The 22,242-nt window shown below is 49.8% G+C and carries 18 protein-coding genes and 1 pseudogene; 10 read left to right on the forward strand and 9 right to left on the reverse strand.

The features are described 5' to 3' along the window. Positions 1-1,011, forward strand: a 1,011-nt coding sequence (locus tag AAER43_RS24890) for a RepB family plasmid replication initiator protein (RefSeq protein ID WP_069683705.1), incomplete at its 5' end; no start/stop codon positions are given. A gap of 815 nt (positions 1,012-1,826) precedes the next feature. On the opposite strand, the pseudogene AAER43_RS24895 reads toward AAER43_RS24890, so the two are convergent. Further along, positions 1,827-2,558 (reverse strand): annotated as a pseudogene (locus tag AAER43_RS24895) (tyrosine-type recombinase/integrase); the annotation flags it as partial. Positions 2,559-3,285: 727 nt separating this feature from the next. Further along, positions 3,286-4,406 (reverse strand): IS3-like element ISSen4 family transposase gene (locus AAER43_RS24900; protein WP_087451024.1). Its coding sequence is split into 2 segments (ribosomal slippage): positions 3,286-4,148 and positions 4,148-4,406, totalling 1,122 coding nucleotides; the frame shifts between segments, so codons are not numbered across the junction. A 98-nt stretch (positions 4,407-4,504) separates the two neighbouring features. Between AAER43_RS24900 and tap the strand changes: the two genes are divergently transcribed. Further along, complete coding sequence (gene tap / locus AAER43_RS24905; protein ID WP_057058211.1) at positions 4,505-4,591, forward strand: RepA leader peptide Tap; 87 nt, start codon at positions 4,505-4,507, stop codon at positions 4,589-4,591. Between the two features lie 36 nt (positions 4,592-4,627). On the opposite strand, the gene AAER43_RS24910 is transcribed toward tap, so the two are convergent. Further along, entirely contained in the window at positions 4,628-5,596 is a 969-nt protein-coding gene (locus AAER43_RS24910; RefSeq protein WP_000654811.1) for an IS5 family transposase, read from the reverse strand. 430 nt (positions 5,597-6,026) lie between these two features. Here AAER43_RS24910 and AAER43_RS24915 point away from each other — a divergent pair, with 430 nt between their 5' ends. Next, positions 6,027-6,935 (forward strand): HNH endonuclease, encoded by a 909-nt coding sequence (locus AAER43_RS24915; RefSeq protein ID WP_057058090.1) that lies wholly within the window; start codon positions 6,027-6,029, stop codon positions 6,933-6,935. 386 nt (positions 6,936-7,321) lie between these two features. On the opposite strand, the gene AAER43_RS24920 is transcribed toward AAER43_RS24915, so the two are convergent. From AAER43_RS24920 to silR, 4 genes are all read right to left on the reverse strand, one after another. Continuing rightward, a complete protein-coding gene (locus tag AAER43_RS24920) occupies positions 7,322-7,672 on the reverse strand; it encodes a DUF305 domain-containing protein (RefSeq protein WP_003032889.1) in 351 nt (116 codons plus the stop codon). A 143-nt stretch (positions 7,673-7,815) separates the two neighbouring features. Next, entirely contained in the window at positions 7,816-8,247 is a 432-nt protein-coding gene (silE, locus tag AAER43_RS24925; protein ID WP_000790483.1) for a silver-binding protein SilE, read from the reverse strand. A 250-nt stretch (positions 8,248-8,497) separates the two neighbouring features. Further along, a complete protein-coding gene (silS, locus tag AAER43_RS24930; protein ID WP_003032875.1) occupies positions 8,498-9,973 on the reverse strand; it encodes a copper/silver sensor histidine kinase SilS in 1,476 nt (491 codons plus the stop codon). Beyond that, positions 9,966-10,646, reverse strand: coding sequence for a copper/silver response regulator transcription factor SilR (gene silR, locus AAER43_RS24935; protein WP_001572351.1), 681 nt, complete (start codon positions 10,644-10,646; stop codon positions 9,966-9,968). The genes silS and silR overlap by 8 nt, the downstream gene beginning before the upstream one ends. Before the next feature lie 189 nt (positions 10,647-10,835). On the opposite strand from silR, the gene silC reads away from it, so the two are divergent. From silC to AAER43_RS24970, 7 genes are all read left to right on the forward strand, one after another. Beyond that, on the forward strand, positions 10,836-12,221 hold the full coding sequence (gene silC, locus AAER43_RS24940) for a Cu(+)/Ag(+) efflux RND transporter outer membrane channel SilC (protein WP_000475512.1): 1,386 nt from the start codon (positions 10,836-10,838) through the stop codon (positions 12,219-12,221). Between the two features lie 28 nt (positions 12,222-12,249). After that, the gene (cusF, locus tag AAER43_RS24945) at positions 12,250-12,603 is read left to right on the forward strand and encodes a cation efflux system protein CusF (RefSeq protein ID WP_001246153.1); all 354 of its coding nucleotides are present in this window, start codon (positions 12,250-12,252) and stop codon (positions 12,601-12,603) included. 113 nt (positions 12,604-12,716) lie between these two features. After that, positions 12,717-14,009: a Cu(+)/Ag(+) efflux RND transporter periplasmic adaptor subunit SilB gene (silB, locus tag AAER43_RS24950; RefSeq protein ID WP_023602553.1), complete on the forward strand. Its 1,293-nt coding sequence runs from the start codon at positions 12,717-12,719 to the stop codon at positions 14,007-14,009. A gap of 10 nt (positions 14,010-14,019) precedes the next feature. Further along, a complete protein-coding gene (silA, locus tag AAER43_RS24955) occupies positions 14,020-17,166 on the forward strand; it encodes a Cu(+)/Ag(+) efflux RND transporter permease subunit SilA (RefSeq protein WP_342702038.1) in 3,147 nt (1,048 codons plus the stop codon). Between the two features lie 86 nt (positions 17,167-17,252). Further along, positions 17,253-17,693 (forward strand): DUF411 domain-containing protein, encoded by a 441-nt coding sequence (locus AAER43_RS24960; protein ID WP_000758228.1) that lies wholly within the window; start codon positions 17,253-17,255, stop codon positions 17,691-17,693. A gap of 126 nt (positions 17,694-17,819) precedes the next feature. Continuing rightward, positions 17,820-20,267: an Ag(+)-translocating P-type ATPase SilP gene (gene silP, locus AAER43_RS24965; protein ID WP_004098955.1), complete on the forward strand. Its 2,448-nt coding sequence runs from the start codon at positions 17,820-17,822 to the stop codon at positions 20,265-20,267. 40 nt (positions 20,268-20,307) lie between these two features. After that, entirely contained in the window at positions 20,308-20,505 is a 198-nt protein-coding gene (locus AAER43_RS24970; RefSeq protein WP_000843497.1) for a DUF2933 domain-containing protein, read from the forward strand. A gap of 33 nt (positions 20,506-20,538) precedes the next feature. Here AAER43_RS24970 and AAER43_RS24975 read toward each other — a convergent pair whose 3' ends face one another. Both AAER43_RS24975 and AAER43_RS24980 read right to left on the reverse strand, forming a co-directional pair. Then, positions 20,539-21,276: a peptidoglycan DD-metalloendopeptidase family protein gene (locus tag AAER43_RS24975; protein WP_004118669.1), complete on the reverse strand. Its 738-nt coding sequence runs from the start codon at positions 21,274-21,276 to the stop codon at positions 20,539-20,541. Between the two features lie 288 nt (positions 21,277-21,564). Next, positions 21,565-22,014: a copper resistance protein gene (locus AAER43_RS24980; RefSeq protein ID WP_001023257.1), complete on the reverse strand. Its 450-nt coding sequence runs from the start codon at positions 22,012-22,014 to the stop codon at positions 21,565-21,567. Between the last annotated feature and the right edge of the window lie 228 nt (positions 22,015-22,242).

Raw genomic sequence — 22,242 nt, forward strand, 5'->3', positions numbered from 1 at the left:
ATGACGAGCGAAAATAACAGCTTACCTCTCAATCTTCAGGAAGTGGACAAGACAACCGGTGAAGTTGTTAAGCTGGATGTCAACAGTACCAGTACAGTGCAGCCGGTAGCGCTCATGAGGCTCGGTCTCTTCGTTCCAACCCTGAAATCAACCTCCAGGAGTAAGGCAAACCGGAAAAACGTCACAGATGCCACTGAGGAGCTTGTACAGTTGTCCATTGCTAAAAGCGAAGGGTACACCGACGTTAAGATCACCGGTTCGCGTCTTGATATGGACACGGATTTTAAAGTCTGGCTCGGGATCATTCGCTCCATGTCAGAATATGGGGTAAAAAGTGACACCCTGGAACTGTCGTTCGTTGAATTCGTTAAGATGTGTGGATTTGACTCCCGGCGCTCAAACAAGAAAATGCGCTATCGCATCAGTAATTCCCTGTTTAAACTCGCCTCGGTTACCCTGAAATTCCAGAGCGAGACCAAAGGATGGACCACCCATCTGGTGCAGTCAGCCTATTATGACATCAACGAGGATATCGTGGAGATCAAGGCTGAACCCAAGCTCTTTGAGCTTTACCACATGGACAGGCGGGTACTGCTTCGGCTGAAAGCGATTGACGCCCTGCAGCGGAAGGAATCGGCCCAGGCACTGTATACCTACATCGAGAGCCTTCCCCAGAATCCCGCGCCTATCTCCATGAAACGTATGCGGGACAGGCTGAATCTCACCTCAAATGTCTATACGCAGAACCACACGGTCCGAAAGGCGATGGAGCAGCTGCGGGATATCGGCTATCTGGATTACACCGAGTTTAAACGTGGCCGGGCGACTTACTTCAGTGTGCATTATCGCAATCCCAAACTCATCAGCGGGACGGTGAAGATACCGCGCAGGGAGGAAGAGGAGAAGGCGCCGGAGCAGAATTATGACGAAGTCATTAAGGCACTGAAGGCTGCAGGCATCGATCCTCAGAAACTTGCTGAAGCGCTCTCGGCGATGAAGGCGGAAAATTGACTGCGATACGCATTACCATGACTGCCGTATGCATAAGCGATTAGTTATTGACTGTGATATGCATCACGCATACCACAGTCAATATTCGCACTCTTTCCTGCATGTGAATAACTGACAATATTGACTGCAGTATGTTATTTCTGGCCAGTATATGCTTATATTGACTGCGGTATGTAAGTTTGACGGGAATGTTACCCGGCCTGCTGAGTAATCTCCATATGACTGCATCCCACAGTCAATATTTGAGTACATCCCCGGTCCGCACTGAATGAAACTGCTCAGCAAAGCATTGATCCCCGTATTGCCGCTAAAACCAGTCCTCCGAAGTTCGCTAATCCTGTCGTACCCGCGGCCCGCCTGCAATCGTAAAGAGAAATCCCATGGCTGTCAGAACCGCCCCGGGACGCAGTCACTGACTATATGTTCGTACTGAATAACGACCAGGCTTGCCGGGTTAGAAAGATCCCTCAGGTATATTCCCTGTAATCTGCTCGCGCAGGACTCCTGCTGATATCCGGATCACAGTAAGTTTTATTGTCTGCGAGATGAAAATGCCTGCTGGTCACCTGAGGACGGGGCCTCCTTAATACGGATGATGTCATGGAGCAATAAGAAGGGGAGGGGGCACGGGATGTGGAATGAGACCAGATTCGGACGGAAATGATGTCCGGGTCATACCGGATAAGCGTCACGCTTCTTCGGCCGGCACGTTGAGGGACTTTGAAGGGATTGCCTCTGCCTCACCCGGGGCCGGAGCCAGTCCCTTTCACGTAGCGGCAAAAGCTCCGGCCGCCTGCCCGACAATCTAAGCCGGCCGGGGGCAGGGAGCGAAGGATCTCCGCGGCATCTCGCCCATCACCGGTAAAGGGAACGGCCAGGGTGGCAGCCATGTCCAGCGCAAATACCCGGGTATAGACTTCCATCGAGCGCGGATCCTTATGCCCGGCCAGTGCCTGGATGACCTTCCTGGGCTGCCGGTGATAAAGCATGTGCATAATATAGCTGTGACGGAAAGTATGCGGCGTCACGGGGATCGAAAAATGCACGCCGTCAGCTTCAGCCCGCTTCACCGCCTGTTTCAGCCAGTTGCGCATTGTCTCATCCGTGACGGGCCATAACGGCTCACGCCGGCGGGGGCGGGTGGTGACCATCCAGCTTTCCATCTGACGTACAAAACTGGCATCCGTCAGCGGTACCAGACGCACTTCATCTTTTGGCGGCCGGCCACGACGTGCCCGCACTTTTTCCGACAGCACCCGAACAAAAGGGCGCAGACCATCCAGGCCGAACGATTCCGGGGTGAGCGTCCGGGCTTCACCGATACGGATCCCGGTATTCCACATGGTGGCGAACAACATGTGGTGACGCTGGTCAGGCATATACCAGAGGAGGGCGCTCACTTCCGGCGCCAGGAGGTAAGCCGGCGTGGCACCTGTTGAGGTGGCCATCCGCCGGAGTGCCACCGCGGTCGCAAAATCAACGCCCGGGGCGATCGGCAGCAGGGAGACGCGTTCTGGTGAATTCTGCAAGGGAATGATGCTGTTCATGAGTTATTTTTCACGTAGCGCACGCACTGTTTATGGATACAGGTATTTTGCACCTGACGGGCCGATCCTGCCATGACAATAAATCGCAGCGCGCGGATCCTTTTGTTGTCTTATCCCGCATTATTGCGGGTAAAACCAAATACGTAAAGGATCGTTTTTCTGCTCAGATCCTCCATGAAGCCAGTAATGACGCGGGTTGATGGCTGTTTTACGGTTTTTGGGAGAATTGGAGTAATGCCAGGATGTACATGTTAGGCAGGAAAAAGAAGAGAAGAGAGCGCTACGCGATTTCCGGCCTGGTACACCCCTGTAACCTTGCGGGATTTCGCGTAACGCTTTCATAAGTTTACAACAGAAGAGAAAAGATATTTGCTGAAAAATGAAGTCCGTAAGTTAAATAAAAAATCATGATCCGTCCGGCACTATGTACTTAGCTGTCGTTTAGGTCTTAGGTGTTTTTGCTAAATTACGATGGTATCCCTTGTCAGAGTAATCTGGCTTGTCCTGCACATCTTCAGGTGACAATCCAGTGCAATTTCAGGGGTTAATCCTTTTGTCGTCAGCTGAATCTATCTATAAACGGGCTGTTTGTTGGTTCGCCAGAAGGAAAAAATTTAGCGTCTGAAGTGGTCAACAAAAACTGGCCACCGCGTTAGAGTTTTTCCAGTATCGGTTTTCTGATTCGTTTGGCGGTAACCTGACCTGCCCCCACGATTAGATACAACACTCAGTTAGTAACGTCGGAATCTTCATTCTCAGAATGACCCTTTCTCCAGCCCGCTGCAAATTCAGACGGTGTCTGATAATTCAGCGTGGAGTGCGGGCGGCATTCGTTATAATCCTGCCGCCAGTCATTAATAATTTTCCTGGCATGAACGATATCGCTGAACCAGTGCTCATTCAAACATTCATCGCGAAATCGTCCGTTAAAGCTCTCAATAAATCCGTTCTGCGTTGGCTTGCCCGGCTGGATTAAGCGCAACTCAACACCATGCTCAAAGGCCCATTGATCCAGTGCACGGCAAGTGAACTCCGGCCCCTGGTCAGTTCTTATCGTCGCCGGATAGCCTCGAAACAGTGCAATGCTGTCCAGAATACGCGTGACCTGAACGCCTGAAATCCCAAAGGCAACAGTGACCGTCAGGCATTCCTTTGTGAAATCATCGACGCAGGTAAGACACTTGATCCTGCGACCGGTGGAAAGTGCGTCCATGACGAAATCCATCGACCAGGTCAGATTGGGCGCCGCCGGACGGAGCAGCGGCAGACGTTCTGTTGCCAGCCCTTTACGACGTCTTCTGCGTTTTACGCCCAGGCCACTGAGGTGATAAAGCCGGTACACGCGCTTATGATTAACATGAAGCCCTTCACGGCGCAGCAACTGCCAAATACGACGGTAGCCAAAACGCCTGCGCTCCAGTGCCAGCTCAGTGATGCGCCCTGATAAATGCGCATCAGCAGCCGGACGGTGAGCCTCATAGCGGCAAGTCGACAGGGATAAACCTGTAAGCCTGCAGGCACGACGTTGCGACAGACCGGTCGCATCACACATCAACATCACGGCTTCCCGCTTCTGGTCTGTCGTCAGTACTTTCGCCCCAGAGCCACCTGAAGCGCCTCTTTATCCAGCATGGCTTCGGCAAGCAGCTTCTTGAGTCTGGCGTTCTCTTCCTCAAGCGACTTCAGGCGCTTAACTTCAGGCACCTCCATACCGCCATACTTCTTACGCCAGGTGTAAAACGTGGCATCGGAAATGGCATGCTTGCGGCAGAGTTCACGGGCGGGTACCCCAGCTTCGGCTTCGCGGAGAATACTGATGATCTGTTCGTCGGAAAAACGCTTCTTCATGGGGATGTCCTCATGTGGCTTATGAAGACATTACTAACATCGGGGTGTACTAATCAACGGGGAGCAGGTCAGTTGCTCTATGCAGGGAGTATATGTACATGCTCAGAAAACTTCAAGCTCAGTTTCTGTGTCATTGGCTCCTTCTGTGCAACATAAGCGCGGTGGGGGCTTTGTTGAATAAATAAGATTTCGTGCGAACGACCCTGTAGCTGGCTGGATTTTCAGGCAATACGCACGCTTTCTGGCATCCCAGCCTTTGTCATCCTGTTCAACGCACGCACCATGGCCATAGCTTCCGCTACCTGACCATCGTAGTCACGCAGCGTCAGTGAATCTCCCAACAACTGCTTCATTCTGTACATTGCCGTTTCCGCTATCGAGCGACGGTTATATTCCGTTGTCCATTTCCACCGTGCATTGCTTCCGCTCAGCCGCTGATTAGCAACGGCACGGTTGCGGTCTGCGTACTCACCGGGCCAGTAACCTGCTCCTTTTCGGGGAGGAATAAGCGCGCTGATTTTTTTGCGGCGCAGTTCATCGTGACAGAGCCGGGTATCGTAAGCCCCGTCTGCCGCGGCTGCCCTGATTTTTCTGTGAGTCTGCCGGATAAGGCCCGGGAAGGCTTCTGAGTCCGTGACGTTATTCAGCGACAGGTCTGCACAGACAACTTCATGTGTGTTGCTGTCAACAGCAAGATGCAACTTTCGCCAGATACGACGGCGCTCTTTGCCGTGCTTTCTGACTTTCCATTCGCCTTCACCAAAGACCTTCAGCCCGGTGGAATCAATCACCAGGTGTGCGATTTCACCCCGGGTGGACGTTTTGAAACTGACATTAACCGACTTTGCCCGCTTACTGACACTGGTGTAATCCGGGCAGCGCAACGGAACGTTCATCAGGGCAAAAATGGAATCAATAAAACCCTGCGCAGCCCGCAGGGTCAGCCGGAATACGCGTTTAATCACCAGAACGGTGGTGATGGCGAGATCAGAATAGCGCTGGGGCCTTCCTCGTGATGAAGGCGTTGCCGACTCATACCAGGCCTGAATCGCCTCATCATCCAGCCAGAAAGTGAGGGAGCCACGGTTGATGAGAGCTTTGTTGTAGGTGGACCAGTTGGTGATTCTGAACTTTTGCTTTGCCACGGAATGGTCTGTGTTGTCGGGAGGATGCGTGATCTGATCCTTCAACTCAGCAAAAGTTCGATTTATTCAACAAAGCCTAGTAAATGTTAAAATTTGTAGGTATCCACCCGTTAAACAAAATGATTAATATTTAAAAATACTCGTTGAACACCCGTGCCGTAATAATGAAGTACATTAAAAACGTTATCCGGTCATGTGAAGCTGAGACCGTCTCTTCGTCATGTAAAATGCCGTACTTTCTTTGTCGTGAAGAATGACCGGGTTAAGTCCATAAGGTTGAGAGGAAGTCTGCTGATGTGATACGCTCAAGGCGAGATTTATCTCAGTGAGAACTCACGGCAACAAAAAGTTTTTGGACAACAAAACACAAAGTTGTTTTGGACTGTAGGAGTCCAAGAGACAATGACATTACATACAACGCCGTGTAACGGATTTTACATTATTACAAAGCCTGTGTTACAAGAGAGTTATGGACATGATTGAAAAAATATGTGAAGTAATTGATGGTGAATACGTCTGTGATATAGATATTAGCGTTGAAGAATGGAAGGTTTTATTAAGGGATAAAAAAGTTTTTGATGACAAAAGTATTGCAGCATTAAAAAAATGGTTCATTGAGCCAGACCATTCCTGTACATGTTTCGATATCGGCAAGAAGTACGACCTGCACAGTATGAGTGCTAATGGTGTAATCAATGGGTTGGGTGGAAGAGTTCAGAAGCAGCTTGGCCGATTCGAGGTTAAAGGAGTCGGAAAGATTGCTTCCGGGACAAAATTCATTACAGTCATGAAAAGTAGAGAAATTAAAGGAAACCCAAAGCGAAATTTATGGACTATCCGTGAAGAACTTGTTCAGGCAATAAAAGAACTAGATTTTTTTAGTACGAACGAAAGCTCAAGCATTGATTTTTACTCAGATAATGATTTGATCACTGCTCTAGAAGAAAGTAATCACTTTGACGTTACTCAGACATTTGAGTATAGCGAAAAAGCGAAACCTAAGAAAGCTGCAATAGAAGTCAAAAATGGACTCTCATACCCAAGAAGTAAATCTGTTTCAAAAAATGCGCTTAACAAAGCTGATTATAAATGTGAAATTAATTGCGACCATCCAACGTTCAGAAGGCGAAACTCTCCTCTAAATTACACAGAACCTCATCACATTGTCCCGATGTCAAAGCAAGACTATTTTGAGAATTCACTGGATGTGGAAGAGAATATCATATCACTATGTTGCAACTGCCATAAACAAATTCATCTTGGCAAGGGGTTTGAAGATATGTTGAGGAAAATATATGCCGAGCGGAAAGATGTATTAAAAAAAGCGGGAATCGAGATATTATTAGAGGATTTGATTCTTTTTTACAAGATGGAAGATAATTAATCTTCGAGAAGATGCATGCTTATTTTTATTTTTTTAGCAATGAATGTGAAATACTGCCTGACTATCAATCCTGTCATGTGGTTCAGATTTATGGGGGAGGATTTTAATATTTTACCAGCATGGCATGTCGATCAATCGGTTAAGTATAGCGCCAGGTAACCAGACGGATTTTCCCTCTCAGGCGGGAGCCGTTATCCATCGTCCAGTACCTGATTAAAAGTAGGAGTAATTACAAGAAAATTAAATTGTATGACTATTATTTCCGTTCAGAAAAGAAAGTTACATTAAAAACCGAAATTATTCGGGTTTTTAATTAGTTAAGTGCTATATATTTTCGTGTCCGGGGGTACCCTAAGATGGTGCGCAAGACAACACTCCAGTGTTCATTATTTATTACTGTCAAGCCATTTATTCATCTGCTCAATTTCACCTTTTTGAGCTTTAATGATGTCCTGCGCAAGCTTTCTCATTTCGGGATCTTTTCCGTATTTGAGCTCGGTCTCAGCCATTGCGATTGCCCCTTCATGGTGTGCGATCATACCTTTTGCAAAGGCCTTATCGGGATTGGATTCATTAACGGCGGCCATCATTTTTTCATGCATATTTTTCATGCCAGCCATATATTCCTGTGATGATGCCGATGAGTGCATATCTGACATTTTCATTTCCGAATGTTCAGCAGAAATGGCTGGCAGGGATAACATTAATATTACAAAAAGGGTGTTTTTGATTTTCATATAATAATTCCTTTCAGACAGGTACCGGTTAAGTGTAGCTGAGTCAGACAAAAAAGCCCCCTGACGGGGGGCAAAAATGTAGCAACGTTGTTTCAGGAAAATCTATCAGGGAAAAGGTAACAGCACGGATACTACCGTCGCATTCAGCCTGCATTGATCATGCGGCGGTGCGCTTCGGCCATGGCCTGATGTGGGCCGGATTGCCCGTTATTCATGAATTCATGGGCAACCGCTGCTCTTTCATGCTCATTCATCGCCGCGTAAGACGTTGACGGGACGGTCGTGGATACCGTGTTATTTCCCATCATCTTCTGATGACTTTCCACCATTTTCTGGTGCGCATCCGCCGAGCCGTTCGTCATGGTCTCATGAGCAATAATGGCCTGTTCATGCTGGTCCATACCGGTCATACGAGGAGCAGTCCCCTGGATCCCGACAGGAGCCGCAGCAGACTGCATCTGGTGAGCAGGAGCCTGTGCATTGTTGACGCGATCATGGATATTCACGGTTTCAGTGGCCCAGGCCGATGAAATTAAACCAAAGCCCAGCAAAGATGCTAATACGATATTTTTCATGATAACTCTCCATTTCTGAATTAGTGATGTCCGGGGAAGTACAACCGGTGTTTTCAGTTCCATAACTGAAACAAGTTCGGCAGCGTTTATTTCTCCGGAAGAGGGCTGGATATTCATTTCCTGGCGTACTCTGACGCCGGGTATTGATGAAGCAATCCAGCCTTCCTGATAAGTTGCACTAATTATATCGAATGGCTTCTGTTTGCTGCATGACAGGCTAATGACATCTTTGTCATTTACATCTTTATTTTCAGCATTGGGTTTCCGGGATCATTTTCTCCAGTCTGGGCACGGATAAGATAAAACGCGTGGAGCGTACGTCTGATTCCACCTGCACTCTTCCGTGATGTGCTTCCACGATTGACTTCACAATCGCAAGGCCGATGCCGCTGCCTTCTCCTTTGCGTTGTCTGGATGGATCCACCCGATAAAAACGGTCAAACAGCCTTGATAAATGTTCTTCAGGGATCGGTTTCCCCGGATTTTCAATCACAAGGTCAAAAAAGCTCTCCTGCTCTCTTATTGAGACGGTGATTGCCTGTCCCTCCGGGGTATAACGCAGGGCATTGGATAACAGATTATTGATCGCCCTTCTGAACATTTGTGGATCTCCCTCAACCAGGCAGGGCATCCCGTTAAATTTGAGCGTGATATTGCGTTCTTCGGCCCAGGCTTCGAAAAACTCGAAGACTTTCATGACTTCCGCTCTGAGGTCAAACATGACCCTGTCAGGTATCAGCTGATTATTATCTGCCTGTGCCAGGAACAGCATATCGCTGACCATTTTGGTCATCCGGTTATACTCTTCAAGACTGGAATAGAGGACATCCTCAAGTTCCCTCTGTGTTCGATCCTGACTCAGTGCGATTTCAGTCTGCGTCACCAGATTGGTGATGGGCGTTCTGATCTCATGCGCGATATCGGCAGAGAAATTGGCCTGGCGGGTAAAGACATCCTCAATCTTTCCAATCATATGATTGAACGAGATAACCAGTTGCTCCAGCTCAATGGGAACGCGTGTCGGTTCCAGTCGCGCATCAAGATTCTCGGAGGTGATGTTTTTAATGGCATTGCTGACATTACGAAGGGGCAGGTGCCCCTGACGGACAGCGATTCGAATGATCAGAACAATCAACAGGCTTATCACGACGGCAATCGCAATCAGGTTCTTTTTCAGCGCATCGAGGTAATGGAGATGGAAATTAATGGATAGGCCAGTCAGCATGACATAGTTCTGCTGTTTGCCCTGAAATATCGCCTGACCAGAGGAGGCGATAATCCTGTATGTTTCCATCTTCATTTCGGACCCGGTATCCATCGGTCCCGCAGGATCCTCCACCGTCCAGAGAAAGACATCCCGTGCGCGGCTGTGCTCGCTAAAATCTGCTGAATTCACTGCCGGGCGTAGTGCCGCCCCCTGAGCTGAGCTAAAGAGCACTTCACCCCTGGGATTGAGGAGCAAAAGGGCAACGTTGCGGTAGCTGGCAATTGATTCCTTTATTTTGCTTACTTTTTTTTCATCCGGATCTGCCGGGGACTGGAGTATACGGCTCAGTGTGGTGCTGATTTGTTGCAGATCGCTGACATCCTGCTCGGCAAAATGCTTTTCAACAGAATGCAGCATAAACCAGGTGAAGGCGATAAACGCCAGTATTGTGGACAGGCTGATAAAAAAGGTCAGCCGCAGCGCGAGTGAGAAAGGTCGTCTGGACGGTTTGCTATGCATCCGGGATCTCCAGCATGTAGCCCACGCCCCGCACTGTCTGGATCAGTTTTGTCCCGTAATCGTTGTCTATTTTAGCGCGGAGTCGCTTTACTGCGACATCAATCGCGTTAGTGTCGCTGTCAAAATTCATGTCCCAGACCTGAGAGGCAATCAGGGAGCGGGGAAGAACTTCTCCCTGATGGCGAATGAAGAATTCCAGCAAGCTGAACTCTTTACTGGTGAGCACAATGCGGTTCCCGGCGCGGCTGACTTTTCTGGATACGAGATCAACCGAGAGGTCAGCCACTTTAAGCTGGCTTTCCGTGATCATCGTGTTTCCCCGCCTGAGGAGGGTTCTTACCCGGGCGAGCAGTTCAGCAAACGCAAAGGGCTTCACCAGATAATCGTCCGCACCCAGCTCAAGTCCTTTGACCCTGTGTTCAATCGTGCCAAGGGCCGTCAGCAGTAATACCGGCATCCCCTTTCCGGCACTGCGCAACATACGGATGATATCCCAGCCGTTTACATCAGGCAGCATGATATCCAGGATGACTAAATCATACTCGGCTGTCATGGCAAGATGATATCCGGTCAGACCATTATCAGCGTGATCCACGACGAACCCCGCCTCTGTCAGCCCCTTGCTGAGATATTCACCTGTTTTAATTTCGTCTTCAACGATTAATATTTTCATCATGCTCCCCGGCTGGCTGCTAATGTCATTTTATTGCGCCCACGATCGTTATCAACGGATTACAGCAAAAATGACAACATTGTCATTATCCTGTCACCCGGCAAACAGAGAGCGTTCGGTAAAGTATCCCTATCAATACTCTGGACTTCGTTTGAACCATTTACCAGGTCTGCCTGTACGAGAAGCGTTATGTTCAAATTAAAATTACTCAGCATCAGTACCATATTCATCCTGGCTGGTTGTGTTTCTCTGGCACCTGAATATCAGCGTCCGCCAGCTCCGGTTCCCCAGCAGTTTTCATTGTCTAAAAACAGTCTGACGCCTGCGGTAAACAGCTATCAGGATACGGGCTGGCGAAACTTTTTTGTCGATCCCCAGGTCAGCAGGCTGATCGGTGAAGCCCTGAATAATAACCGTGATTTGAGAATGGCTGCCCTGAAGGTTGAAGAGGCCCGGGCCCAGTTCAACGTCACGGATGCAGATCGTTATCCCCAACTGAATGCCTCATCCGGGATCACATACAACGGTGGTCTGAAAGGTGACAAGCCGACCACACAGGAGTACGACGCGGGTCTGGAGCTCAGCTATGAGCTCGATTTTTTTGGCAAACTTAAGAACATGAGTGAGGCTGATCGCCAGAACTACTTTGCCAGCGAAGAAGCCCGTCGTGCCGTACACATCCTGCTGGTCTCCAACGTTTCACAGAGCTATTTCAGCCAGCAACTGGCGTACGAACAACTCCGTATTGCGCGGGAAACGCTGAAAAATTATGAACAGTCCTATGCTTTCGTTGAGCAACAGCTCGTGACCGGGAGTACGAACGTTCTGGCACTTGAACAGGCGAGAGGACAAATCGAAAGTACCCGCGCCGAAATAGCCAAACGAGAAGGCGATCTGGCTCAGGCAAACAATGCCCTGCAACTGGTGCTGGGAACGTACCGCGCACTTCCGTCAGAAAAAGGGATGAAAGGCGGGGAGATCGCACCAGTAAAATTGCCACCAAATCTATCTTCACAAATTTTGCTGCAGCGACCGGATATTATGGAAGCGGAATATCAGCTGAAAGCGGCTGATGCCAATATTGGCGCAGCGCGAGCGGCCTTTTTCCCCTCCATTACCCTGACCAGTGGTCTTTCCGCAAGCAGTACGGAGCTGTCAAGCCTGTTTACGTCAGGAAGTGGAATGTGGAATTTTATCCCTAAAATTGAAATTCCTATTTTTAATGCTGGCAGGAATAAAGCCAATCTGAAGCTGGCTGAAATTCGCCAGCAACAATCGGTGGTTAATTACGAACAAAAAATTCAGTCAGCCTTTAAGGATGTTTCCGACACGCTTGCGCTGCGCGACAGCCTTAGCCAGCAACTTGAGTCACAGCAGCGTTATCTTGATTCACTTCAGATAACTCTCCAGCGTGCCAGAGGATTATATGCAAGTGGTGCTGTCAGTTACATCGAAGTGCTGGATGCAGAACGTTCCCTCTTCGCTACGCAGCAAACCATTCTCGATCTTACCTATTCCCGACAGGTTAACGAAATTAATCTGTTTACCGCGCTGGGTGGCGGTTGGGTAGAGTAAATTTATTTAATTAATCAGGAAATTAAAAATGCGTAATTCACTTAAAGCCGTTTTATTTGGTGCCTTCTCTGTCATGTTTTCTGCCGGTCTTCATGCTGAAACACATCAGCATGGCGATATGAATGCTGCCAGTGATGCTTCGGTACAGCAGGTTATCAAGGGCACCGGTGTCGTTAAAGACATTGATATGAACAGTAAAAAGATTACCATTTCGCACGAAGCAATCCCTGCTGTGGGCTGGCCTGCAATGACCATGCGCTTCACTTTTGTTAATGCAGACGACGCTATCAATGCCCTGAAAACCGGCAACCATGTCGATTTCTCGTTTATTCAGCAGGGCAATATCTCCTTACTCAAAAGCATTAACGTTACGCAATCCTGATTATCAGTCCGGAGCGAATACATCCAGTGCGCCTGAACATTCATTAAGGGATTACTGTGAATGAATGATCGGGCGCATATGCCAGGTGTTTTGATTTTTCAGCGAGAAATTGTATGGCTTCTTTAAAGATAAAATATGCTGCAATAATTATCAGCAGCCTCATAGCAGGGGGGCTGATATCGGTTACTGCCTGGCAGTATGTAAACTCATCACAAAAAACAGTACAAACCGAACAAAAGGCACCGGAGCGAAAGGTACTTTTCTGGTATGACCCGATGAAACCGGATACCAAATTTGATAAACCCGGAAAATCTCCCTTTATGGATATGGACCTGGTGCCGAAATATGCTGATGAAAGTGGCGATAAAAGCAGTGGCGGGATCCGTATCGATCCAACCCAGGTTCAGAATCTGGGATTAAAAACGCAAAAAGTTACGCGAGGAATGCTGAATTATTCCCAGACAATCCCGGCTAATGTCAGTTACAACGAGTATCAGTTTGTCATTGTGCAGGCGCGTTCTGACGGTTTCGTCGAAAAAGTGTATCCCCTGACGATTGGCGATCATGTGAAGAAAGGCACTCCGCTTATCGATATCACCATTCCTGAATGGGTTGAGGCACAAAGTGAGTTCCTGCTGTTATCCGGTACAGGCGGTACGTCAACCCAGATAAAAGGGGTTCTGGAGCGACTTCGTCTGGCTGGTATGCCGGAAGAGGATATTCAAAGGCTGCGTTCAACCCGCACAATCCAGACCCGTTTTACCATTAAAGCACCTATTGATGGTGTCATTACTGCGTTTGACCTGCGCACCGGAATGAATATTTCGAAAGATAAAGTAGTGGCTCAGATTCAGGGGATGGACCCGGTCTGGATCAGCGCTGCAGTGCCAGAATCTATCGCCTATCTGCTGAAAGATACGTCGCAGTTTGAAATTTCGGTACCGGCTTATCCGGATAAAACATTCCATGTCGAAAAATGGAACATTCTTCCCAGCGTGGATCAGACAACCCGTACGCTTCAGGTCCGTCTCCAGGTTTCTAATAAGGATGAGTTTCTCAAGCCGGGCATGAATGCCTATCTGAAACTGAATACCCAAAGCCAGGAGATGCTGCTGATACCAAGCCAGGCCGTTATCGATACCGGCAAAGAACAGCGCGTGATTACTGTTGATGATGAAGGCAAGTTTGTGCCGAAACAGATCCACGTTCTGCATGAATCACAGCAACAGTCCGGCATTGGCTCCGGCCTGAATGAAGGCGATACCGTGGTGGTCAGTGGCCTGTTCCTCATTGACTCCGAAGCCAATATTACGGGCGCGCTGGAACGTATGCGCCACCCTGAAAAAACAGAAAACAGTATGCCAGCAATGTCTGAGCAGCCTGTAAATATGCATTCAGGGCACTGAGGAGACGACGATGATTGAATGGATTATCCGGCGCTCTGTCGCCAACCGTTTCCTGGTCATGATGGGCGCACTGTTTCTCAGCATCTGGGGCACATGGACGATAATTAACACGCCGGTCGATGCGCTGCCTGACCTGTCTGATGTACAGGTCATTATTAAAACCAGCTATCCCGGACAGGCACCGCAGATTGTAGAAAACCAGGTCACCTATCCGCTTACCACCACCATGCTGTCCGTACCTGGCGCAAAAACCGTGCGTGGATTTTCACAGTTCGGTGATTCGTATGTGTATGTCATTTTTGAAGACGGGACCGATCTGTACTGGGCCCGTTCGCGCGTGCTGGAATACCTGAACCAGGTTCAGGGCAAACTGCCTGCGGGTGTGAGCTCTGAAATCGGTCCGGACGCCACGGGAGTGGGCTGGATATTTGAATATGCCCTGGTCGATCGCAGCGGAAAACACGACCTTTCAGAACTGCGTTCTTTGCAGGACTGGTTCCTGAAATTTGAACTGAAGACCATCCCGAACGTGGCTGAGGTAGCCTCGGTTGGTGGCGTGGTGAAGCAGTACCAGATTCAGGTCAATCCGGTAAAACTGTCCCAGTATGGGATCAGCCTGCCCGAAGTGAAACAGGCTCTTGAATCATCTAACCAGGAGGCCGGTGGTTCATCCGTTGAAATAGCCGAAGCTGAGTATATGGTCCGCGCCAGCGGCTATCTGCAGAGCATTGATGATTTTAATAACATCGTCCTGAAAACAGGCGAGAATGGCGTGCCGGTTTATTTGCGGGATGTTGCCCGCGTGCAGACCGGGCCTGAAATGCGGCGTGGTATTGCCGAACTGAACGGCCAGGGGGAAGTCGCAGGCGGCGTGGTGATACTGCGGTCGGGTAAAAACGCGCGTGATGTAATCACAGCAGTGAGGGATAAACTGGAGACACTGAAGGCCAGTCTGCCGGAAGGCGTTGAAATCGTGACCACCTACGATCGCAGCCAGTTAATCGATCGGGCGATTGATAATCTCAGTTCCAAACTTCTCGAAGAGTTTATCGTGGTGGCCATCGTCTGTGCCCTGTTCCTGTGGCACGTACGTTCTGCCCTGGTGGCGATTATCTCTCTGCCGCTTGGTCTGTGTATCGCCTTTATCGTCATGCACTTCCAGGGACTGAACGCCAATATCATGTCGCTGGGAGGGATAGCCATTGCCGTCGGTGCGATGGTGGATGCCGCCATTGTGATGATTGAGAATGCGCATAAACGGCTTGAGGAATGGGATCATCAGCATCCGGGTGAGCAGATTGACAACGCTACCCGCTGGAAGGTGATTACCGACGCCTCCGTGGAAGTGGGACCCGCACTGTTTATCAGCCTGCTGATCATCACCCTGTCCTTTATTCCTATCTTTACCCTGGAAGGTCAGGAAGGACGTCTGTTTGGCCCGCTGGCATTCACGAAAACGTACTCCATGGCAGGAGCGGCCGCGCTGGCCATCATTGTCATTCCGATCCTGATGGGATTCTGGATCCGGGGAGAAATTCCTGCCGAGACCAGTAACCCCCTGAACCGGGTGCTGATCAAAGCGTATCATCCATTGCTGCTGCGGGTCCTCCACTGGCCAAAAACAACCCTGCTGGTTGCGGCCTTGTCCATTTTCACCGTTATCTGGCCACTGAGTCAGGTGGGTGGGGAGTTTCTGCCGAAGATCAATGAGGGCGACCTGCTGTATATGCCGTCAACATTGCCTGGCGTCTCTCCGGCAGAAGCTGCAGCACTCCTGCAGACGACGGACAAGTTAATCAAAAGCGTTCCTGAAGTGGCCTCTGTATTTGGCAAGACCGGTAAAGCAGAGACCGCAACGGATTCCGCACCGCTTGAAATGGTGGAAACCACGATCCAGCTCAAACCTGAGGATCAGTGGCGTCCAGGTATGACGATTGACAAGATAATTGAAGAACTCGACAAGACCGTCCGTTTACCGGGTCTGGCAAACCTGTGGGTTCCGCCAATCCGTAACCGTATTGATATGCTTTCAACCGGGATCAAAAGCCCGATAGGTATCAAGGTTTCAGGGACTGTTCTGGCCGATATTGATGCGACTGCGCAGAGTATCGAGGCGGTAGCCAAAACCGTGCCGGGCGTGGTGTCTGCCCTGGCTGAGCGACTTGAAGGCGGGCGTTACATCGATATCGATATCAACCGGGAAAAAGCGTCCCGTTACGGTATGACTGTCGGTGATGTGCAGCTGTTTGTCTCATCAGCCATCGGCGGCGCAACGGTAGGGGAAACGGTTGAAGGCGTGGCCCGCTACCCGATTAATATCCGCTATCCGCAGGATTACCGGAACAGTCCAAATGCATTGAAACAGATGCCGATCCTGACCCCGATGAAGCAGCAGATCACGCTGGGCGATGTCGCGGATATTAAGGTCGTTTCAGGGCCGACTATGCTGAAAACGGAAAATGCCCGGCCAGCCAGCTGGATTTATGTTGATGCCCGCGGCAGGGACATGGTGTCGGTGGTTAACGACATTAAGACGGCCATCAGCGAGAAAGTGAAACTGAGACCGGGAACCAGTGTGGCATTCTCCGGACAGTTTGAACTGCTTGAGCATGCCAACAAGAAACTGAAGCTGATGGTGCCGATGACGGTGATGATCATTTTCATCCTGTTGTATCTGGCATTCCGCCGGGTTGACGAAGCCCTGCTGATCCTGATGAGCCTGCCGTTCGCCCTGGTTGGCGGAATATGGTTCCTGTACTGGCAGGGCTTCCATATGTCAGTGGCGACCGGAACCGGGTTTATCGCCCTGGCCGGGGTGGCAGCAGAGTTTGGCGTGGTCATGCTGATGTATCTGCGTCATGCCATTGAAGCGCACCCGGAATTGTCCCGTAAAGAGACGTTCACACCGGAAGGTCTTGATGAAGCCCTCTATCATGGTGCCGTACTGCGTGTCCGGCCGAAAGCCATGACCGTGGCGGTGATCATTGCGGGTCTGCTGCCAATACTCTGGGGAACCGGCGCAGGTTCAGAAGTCATGAGCCGTATTGCTGCGCCAATGATTGGTGGGATGATCACGGCTCCGCTGCTGTCCCTGTTCATTATTCCTGCCGCCTACAAATTAATCTGGCTGCGCAGACATAAAAAAAGCGTGTCCTGAACCTGAAAGGGCACCCCCTGTGGGTGTCCTTCTTTACTGATTCACCCTGACGTCAGGGTTTATATCGATAATATACAGAGGTGAGTATGAAAAAAGTGGTTCTAATGGCGCTGGCTCTCGGCCTTTCACTACCCGCGATGGCGAGTGAAAAAGTGATTGATATGTACAAATCTGAAAACTGTGGCTGTTGTTCCCTGTGGGGCAAAGCGATGGAAAAAGACGGGTTTGAAGTACGAACTCACGTCATGAATGATCAGGCGCTGTCAGCCCTGAAAGAAAAGCATGCTATTCCTGCAGGACTACGAAGTTGTCATACCGCGGTTGCCGGTAATTTGATCATTGAAGGCCATGTGCCTGCGACAACGATACATAAGGCAATGCAGTCTGGTTCGGGTATATACGGTCTCGCCACCCCCGGTATGCCAGCAGGAAGTCCTGGAATGGAGATGGGAGCCCGAAAAGAGGCTTACGATGTTATCGCATTCTCACCGGATGGAAGTAAAAAAGTCTTCCAGCGAATCGAATAGTCAGCGGAACGGCTGATAACGGGACGCCGGTAGCAGGCACTCCTGTGCCGGCGATATTCGTGGTAATCGCATCCATGACATACCCTGAAGACAGAAGATGCTTCGGTATGCATAAGGAGAGTTACTGTGAAAAATGACAATGCAGTGCAACACAACAACCAGACTGCTTCTGAGCAGACATTATCCCCGGACGAGGGCCACGTATTGCATAAGGTGAGAGATCCCGTGTGCGGGATGGCCATCCTGCCCGACAGGGCGCACAGCAGCATTCGATACCAGGACCACCAACTTTATTTCTGCTCCGCCAGCTGTGAGAGTAAATTTAAAGCCCATCCCGATCGTTATCTTACCGAAGATGCCAGTGAACATTCCCATCACCATCACCACGATCATCACGAAGTCAGCCCTGATCAGATAAAACAGCCTCACAACCAGGCGGAAAAAGAGAATTCTGAAGGTGTGTGGACATGTCCGATGCACCCGGAGATACGCCGCAGTGGTCCCGGAAGCTGTCCTGTCTGTGGAATGGCACTGGAGCCGCTCGTAGCTACGGCATCCACGGGGCCGAGTGATGAACTTCACGACATGACAAGACGCTTCTGGCTGGGGTTGTTGCTGGCGTTTCCGGTTCTGGTACTCGAAATGGGATCTCATCTGTTTCCCGACTTGAGGAATACAGTACCGCCACAGTACAACACATGGCTGCAGTTGCTTCTGGCCTCCCCTGTCGTGTTGTGGTGTGGCTGGCCATTCTTCGCCCGGGCCGGAATGTCGTTACGTAACCGCTCCCTGAATATGTTTACCCTTGTTGCAATGGGGACCGGCGTAGCCTGGGTTTACAGCGTCATTGCAACCGTCTTCCCCTCCTGGTTTCCTGCATCGTTCAGAAACATGGATGGCCTGGTGGCCGTTTATTTTGAAGCCGCAGCAGTTATTACGGTGCTTGTTCTGCTGGGACAGGTTCTTGAGCTGCGGGCACGGGAACAAACCTCAGGCGCCATTACTGCGCTTCTGAACCTTGCCCCCAAAACCGCCAGACGGCTGGATCATGACGGTCATGAAACGGATATTAATGCGGAAGATGTCCTGCCTGGCGATAAGCTCCGCATCAGACCTGGAGAGAGTATTCCGGTCGACGGTATCGTGATCGAAGGCAAAACAACCGTTGATGAATCGATGGTGACCGGGGAGTCTATGCCGGTTACCAAAACGAAGGGTGACCCTGTCATTGGGGGGACGATTAATCAGACAGGTAGTCTTATCATCCGTGCAGAGAAAGTCGGTGATGAAACGATGCTCTCACGAATTGTTCAGATGGTCGCTGATGCACAGCGTTCGCGTGCCCCCATCCAGAGAATGGCAGACAGCGTTTCAGGCTGGTTTGTTCCTCTGGTGATACTTATCGCGGTTGTTGCTTTCTTGATCTGGTCTGTCTGGGGGCCCGAGCCCAGGATGGCGCACGGTCTCATTGCGGCTGTGTCGGTCCTGATTATTGCCTGTCCCTGCGCGCTGGGACTGGCCACGCCGATGTCGATAATGGTGGGGGTGGGCAAAGGCGCCCAGGCCGGGGTGTTAATCAAGAATGCCGAAGCCCTTGAGCGTCTTGAAAAAGTGGACACGCTGGTTGTCGACAAAACAGGCACGCTCACGGAAGGTTCGCCTACGGTGACAGGGATTATCAGTCTCAGTCCGGGTGGGGAAATATCTCTTTTACGTGTAACAGCTGCAGTGGAAAAAGGTTCGCAGCATCCGTTGGGTATGGCTGTTGTCAGAGCCGCGCATGAAAAGGGGATCGTGATACCTGCCGTCAGTAATTTCAATGCCCCGTCGGGGAAAGGTGTCTCAGGCGATGTCGAAGGTCAACGGGTTGTTATTGGTAATGAACTGGCTATGCAGGAAAACAGTATCGTTATTGATAATCAAAAGGCCGTTGCGGATACGTTGCGGATGGAAGGCGCTACCGTTATCTATGTGGCCACAGACGGGAACCTCGCAGGCCTGATAGCTATCTCGGATCCCGTGAAAGCAACCACGCCGGATGCGCTTAAAGCTTTGCGTCAGGCGGGGATCCGCATTGTTATGCTCACCGGGGATAACCAGCTTACTGCTGAAGCAGTCGCACGGAAACTGGGAATAGATGAGGTTGAAGCCGGGATTCTGCCGGATGGCAAAAAAGCAGTGATAACCCGACTGAAAGCGTCTGGCCATGTGGTTGCGATGGCCGGAGACGGTGTGAATGATGCCCCGGCGCTGGCAGCGGCTGACGTGGGTATAGCCATGGGAACGGGTACAGATGTGGCAATAGAAAGTGCTGGCGTTACCCTTCTCAAAGGCGATTTGATGATACTCAACAGGGCCCGTCATCTGTCAGAAATCACCATGAAAAATATCCGGCAGAATCTGTTTTTTGCGTTTATCTACAATGCTCTTGGGGTGCCTGTAGCTGCAGGTCTGCTTTATCCTGTGTATGGAATACTGCTGTCGCCAGTTATTGCGGCGGCGGCTATGGCCCTTTCCTCCGTTAGCGTCATTGCAAATGCGTTGCGTCTGAAAAGTGTCAGGCTCGGGAAATAACCCTGAATGAAGGGTCTGTTACTAACAGAAGGAGTCCGGTATGAAAAGTACCACCTATGCACTTATTGCTGTCGCCGCGATTGCGGCATTTGCCCTCCTGCGCGAACACTGGTCACATGTGGCAGGTTACTGGCCATATCTGTTATTGCTGGTCTGCCCGCTAATGCATCTTTTCCACGGCCACGGAGGGCATGGAGATCATCAACATCAAGGAAGTGAAAACGATAAAAAAAATTAATCCGGCAGACGGGGCCGCGTCGCGGCCCCGTTATCAGTCCAGGTATCGTTCGTAGTCTCTGGCATGCGCAAAGGCATGCTGTTCAAGTTTGTTATCAGCGGGTGCCGCTGCCCGGAACGCCAGTGAGTTAACAGGATTGTTATTGATGACCAGCTCGTAATGCAGATGAGGACCGGATGAACGTCCGCTGTTACCGGATAACGCAATAGCGTCTCCCCGGGTAACCCTGGCCCCTTTAGTAACGAGTATTTTATTGAGGTGGAGATAGCGAGTTTTAACACCGGCTTTTCCCGTTACTTCAACAAAATATCCCATGGTACTGTTGTATTCGGCCCGGGTGATTTTTCCGTCGATGACGCTGACTATTTTCGTGTTCATGGGCATGGAATAATCAATGCCATTATGGGGACTCACTTTTCCCGATACCGGGTTAAGTCTTGCAGGATTGAAAGGCGAACTGAGTCTTGCTGTGGCCGGTAACGGATAATCGAGACTGCCTTTCCCGGAAGTATCGGAAAGGTTATAGAACTTTTTATCTGATATACGATACGCCGTGTAATTAAATGAACCGGACGTAAATTTATAGGCCACGACACGTGATTTTCCCGCTTTCTTTTGCAGTACGAGTTTTAATGATTCATTTTTTTTCAAATGCCGCAGATTAAACCGGGAAGGCAGGGAGCGCTGAAGAGTAGCGATCTCGTTCGATTCCAGCCCCGAGCGGGTGGCTGAAAGGTAGGCATTTTCTTTTACGACATCGGTAGAATACATTTACTGGAATTCGCCGTTAGCATGAACACTGCGGCGTATGCTAGGGGTTTTCAGGAGGCGTGTCATCTGTCAGTTAATCGGGAGCACCGTTGATGGTCGTCATTTTTGTAACATATCTTGTTTCCCGTTTGCTCCTGAAGCTCTGGGAACTGTATGACCAGCCCGACGGTGATGATTAACGGGACTGAAACAGGTTACGGCAGAGCAATATGGGGCTCATGTCCTGCTACGTAACCCGTCAGTAAAGCCCTGCTGCGCACCTGACGCTAAGCACTAACCCGCCTGCAGTTACCTGGTCGAATACAGCCCGCGAAGCTTTCTTGCCTGCGTCTGATGTGCTTCCGCACCGGCATTATTGACCTGCTCATGCACGAGAGCGGCTTTTTCTCCGGCATTCAGTTCGTTAAAAGAAGAAGACGAGGTCTTTGAATTTGCATCACTGCCGGACAGCATTTTTTTATGTTCCTCAATCATTTTCTGATGCGCATAGGACGCGCTGTTGTTCATAAATGAATGAGCAACAATGGCCCTTTCATGTTCATTCATTTCAGAGAATGAGGGCGTGTTGTTTTTATTAACCCTGTCCGGTAAGTTTTCATGCGTCGAGGAGTTCACATGACTGACGGCTGAGGCATTATTAACAAATCGATGTGCTTCATGGGCAATATCACTGGACTGAGCAAAAGCTGCCCCACAAAATAAAGCTGTAAACGCAGTGGTCGTGATTAATATATTCATGTGTAATTACCTTCTGAGGTACATAAAAGATGTCCTTATGATCATATATAAAAAAATCAACCTGTGGGGAAGATGACGTAAATGTAATACAGCCACGTACATTACACGATTGTAATGAATTTGTTTCTTAAGGTGTGCTAGATTCATTTCATTGTAAGTGGATGAACCAGTAATTTAATTTAAATCGGTTCTCGAATTCTGTCAGTAACCATACTTTAAATAAGGGAA

The sequence above is a fragment of the Enterobacter sp. FUJ80071 genome (assembly GCF_038739915.1).
GTDB lineage: Bacteria > Pseudomonadota > Gammaproteobacteria > Enterobacterales > Enterobacteriaceae > Enterobacter > Enterobacter kobei.

Excerpts from the sequence above, each read along its gene's own strand:
- tap (WP_057058211.1), top strand. The coding sequence starts at position 4,505 with ATGCTCAGAAAACTTCAAGCTCAGTTTCTGTGTCATTGGCTCCTTCTG.
- AAER43_RS24915 (WP_057058090.1), top strand. The coding sequence starts at position 6,027 with ATGATTGAAAAAATATGTGAAGTAATTGATGGTGAATACGTCTGTGAT.
- AAER43_RS24920 (WP_003032889.1), bottom strand. The coding sequence starts at position 7,672 with ATGAAAATCAAAAACACCCTTTTTGTAATATTAATGTTATCCCTGCCA.
- silE (WP_000790483.1), bottom strand. The coding sequence starts at position 8,247 with ATGAAAAATATCGTATTAGCATCTTTGCTGGGCTTTGGTTTAATTTCA.
- silS (WP_003032875.1), bottom strand. The coding sequence starts at position 9,973 with ATGCATAGCAAACCGTCCAGACGACCTTTCTCACTCGCGCTGCGGCTG.
- silR (WP_001572351.1), bottom strand. The coding sequence starts at position 10,646 with ATGAAAATATTAATCGTTGAAGACGAAATTAAAACAGGTGAATATCTC.
- silC (WP_000475512.1), top strand. The coding sequence starts at position 10,836 with ATGTTCAAATTAAAATTACTCAGCATCAGTACCATATTCATCCTGGCT.
- cusF (WP_001246153.1), top strand. The coding sequence starts at position 12,250 with ATGCGTAATTCACTTAAAGCCGTTTTATTTGGTGCCTTCTCTGTCATG.
- silB (WP_023602553.1), top strand. The coding sequence starts at position 12,717 with ATGGCTTCTTTAAAGATAAAATATGCTGCAATAATTATCAGCAGCCTC.
- silA (WP_342702038.1), top strand. The coding sequence starts at position 14,020 with ATGATTGAATGGATTATCCGGCGCTCTGTCGCCAACCGTTTCCTGGTC.
- AAER43_RS24960 (WP_000758228.1), top strand. The coding sequence starts at position 17,253 with ATGAAAAAAGTGGTTCTAATGGCGCTGGCTCTCGGCCTTTCACTACCC.
- AAER43_RS24970 (WP_000843497.1), top strand. The coding sequence starts at position 20,308 with ATGAAAAGTACCACCTATGCACTTATTGCTGTCGCCGCGATTGCGGCA.
- AAER43_RS24975 (WP_004118669.1), bottom strand. The coding sequence starts at position 21,276 with ATGTATTCTACCGATGTCGTAAAAGAAAATGCCTACCTTTCAGCCACC.
- AAER43_RS24980 (WP_001023257.1), bottom strand. The coding sequence starts at position 22,014 with ATGAATATATTAATCACGACCACTGCGTTTACAGCTTTATTTTGTGGG.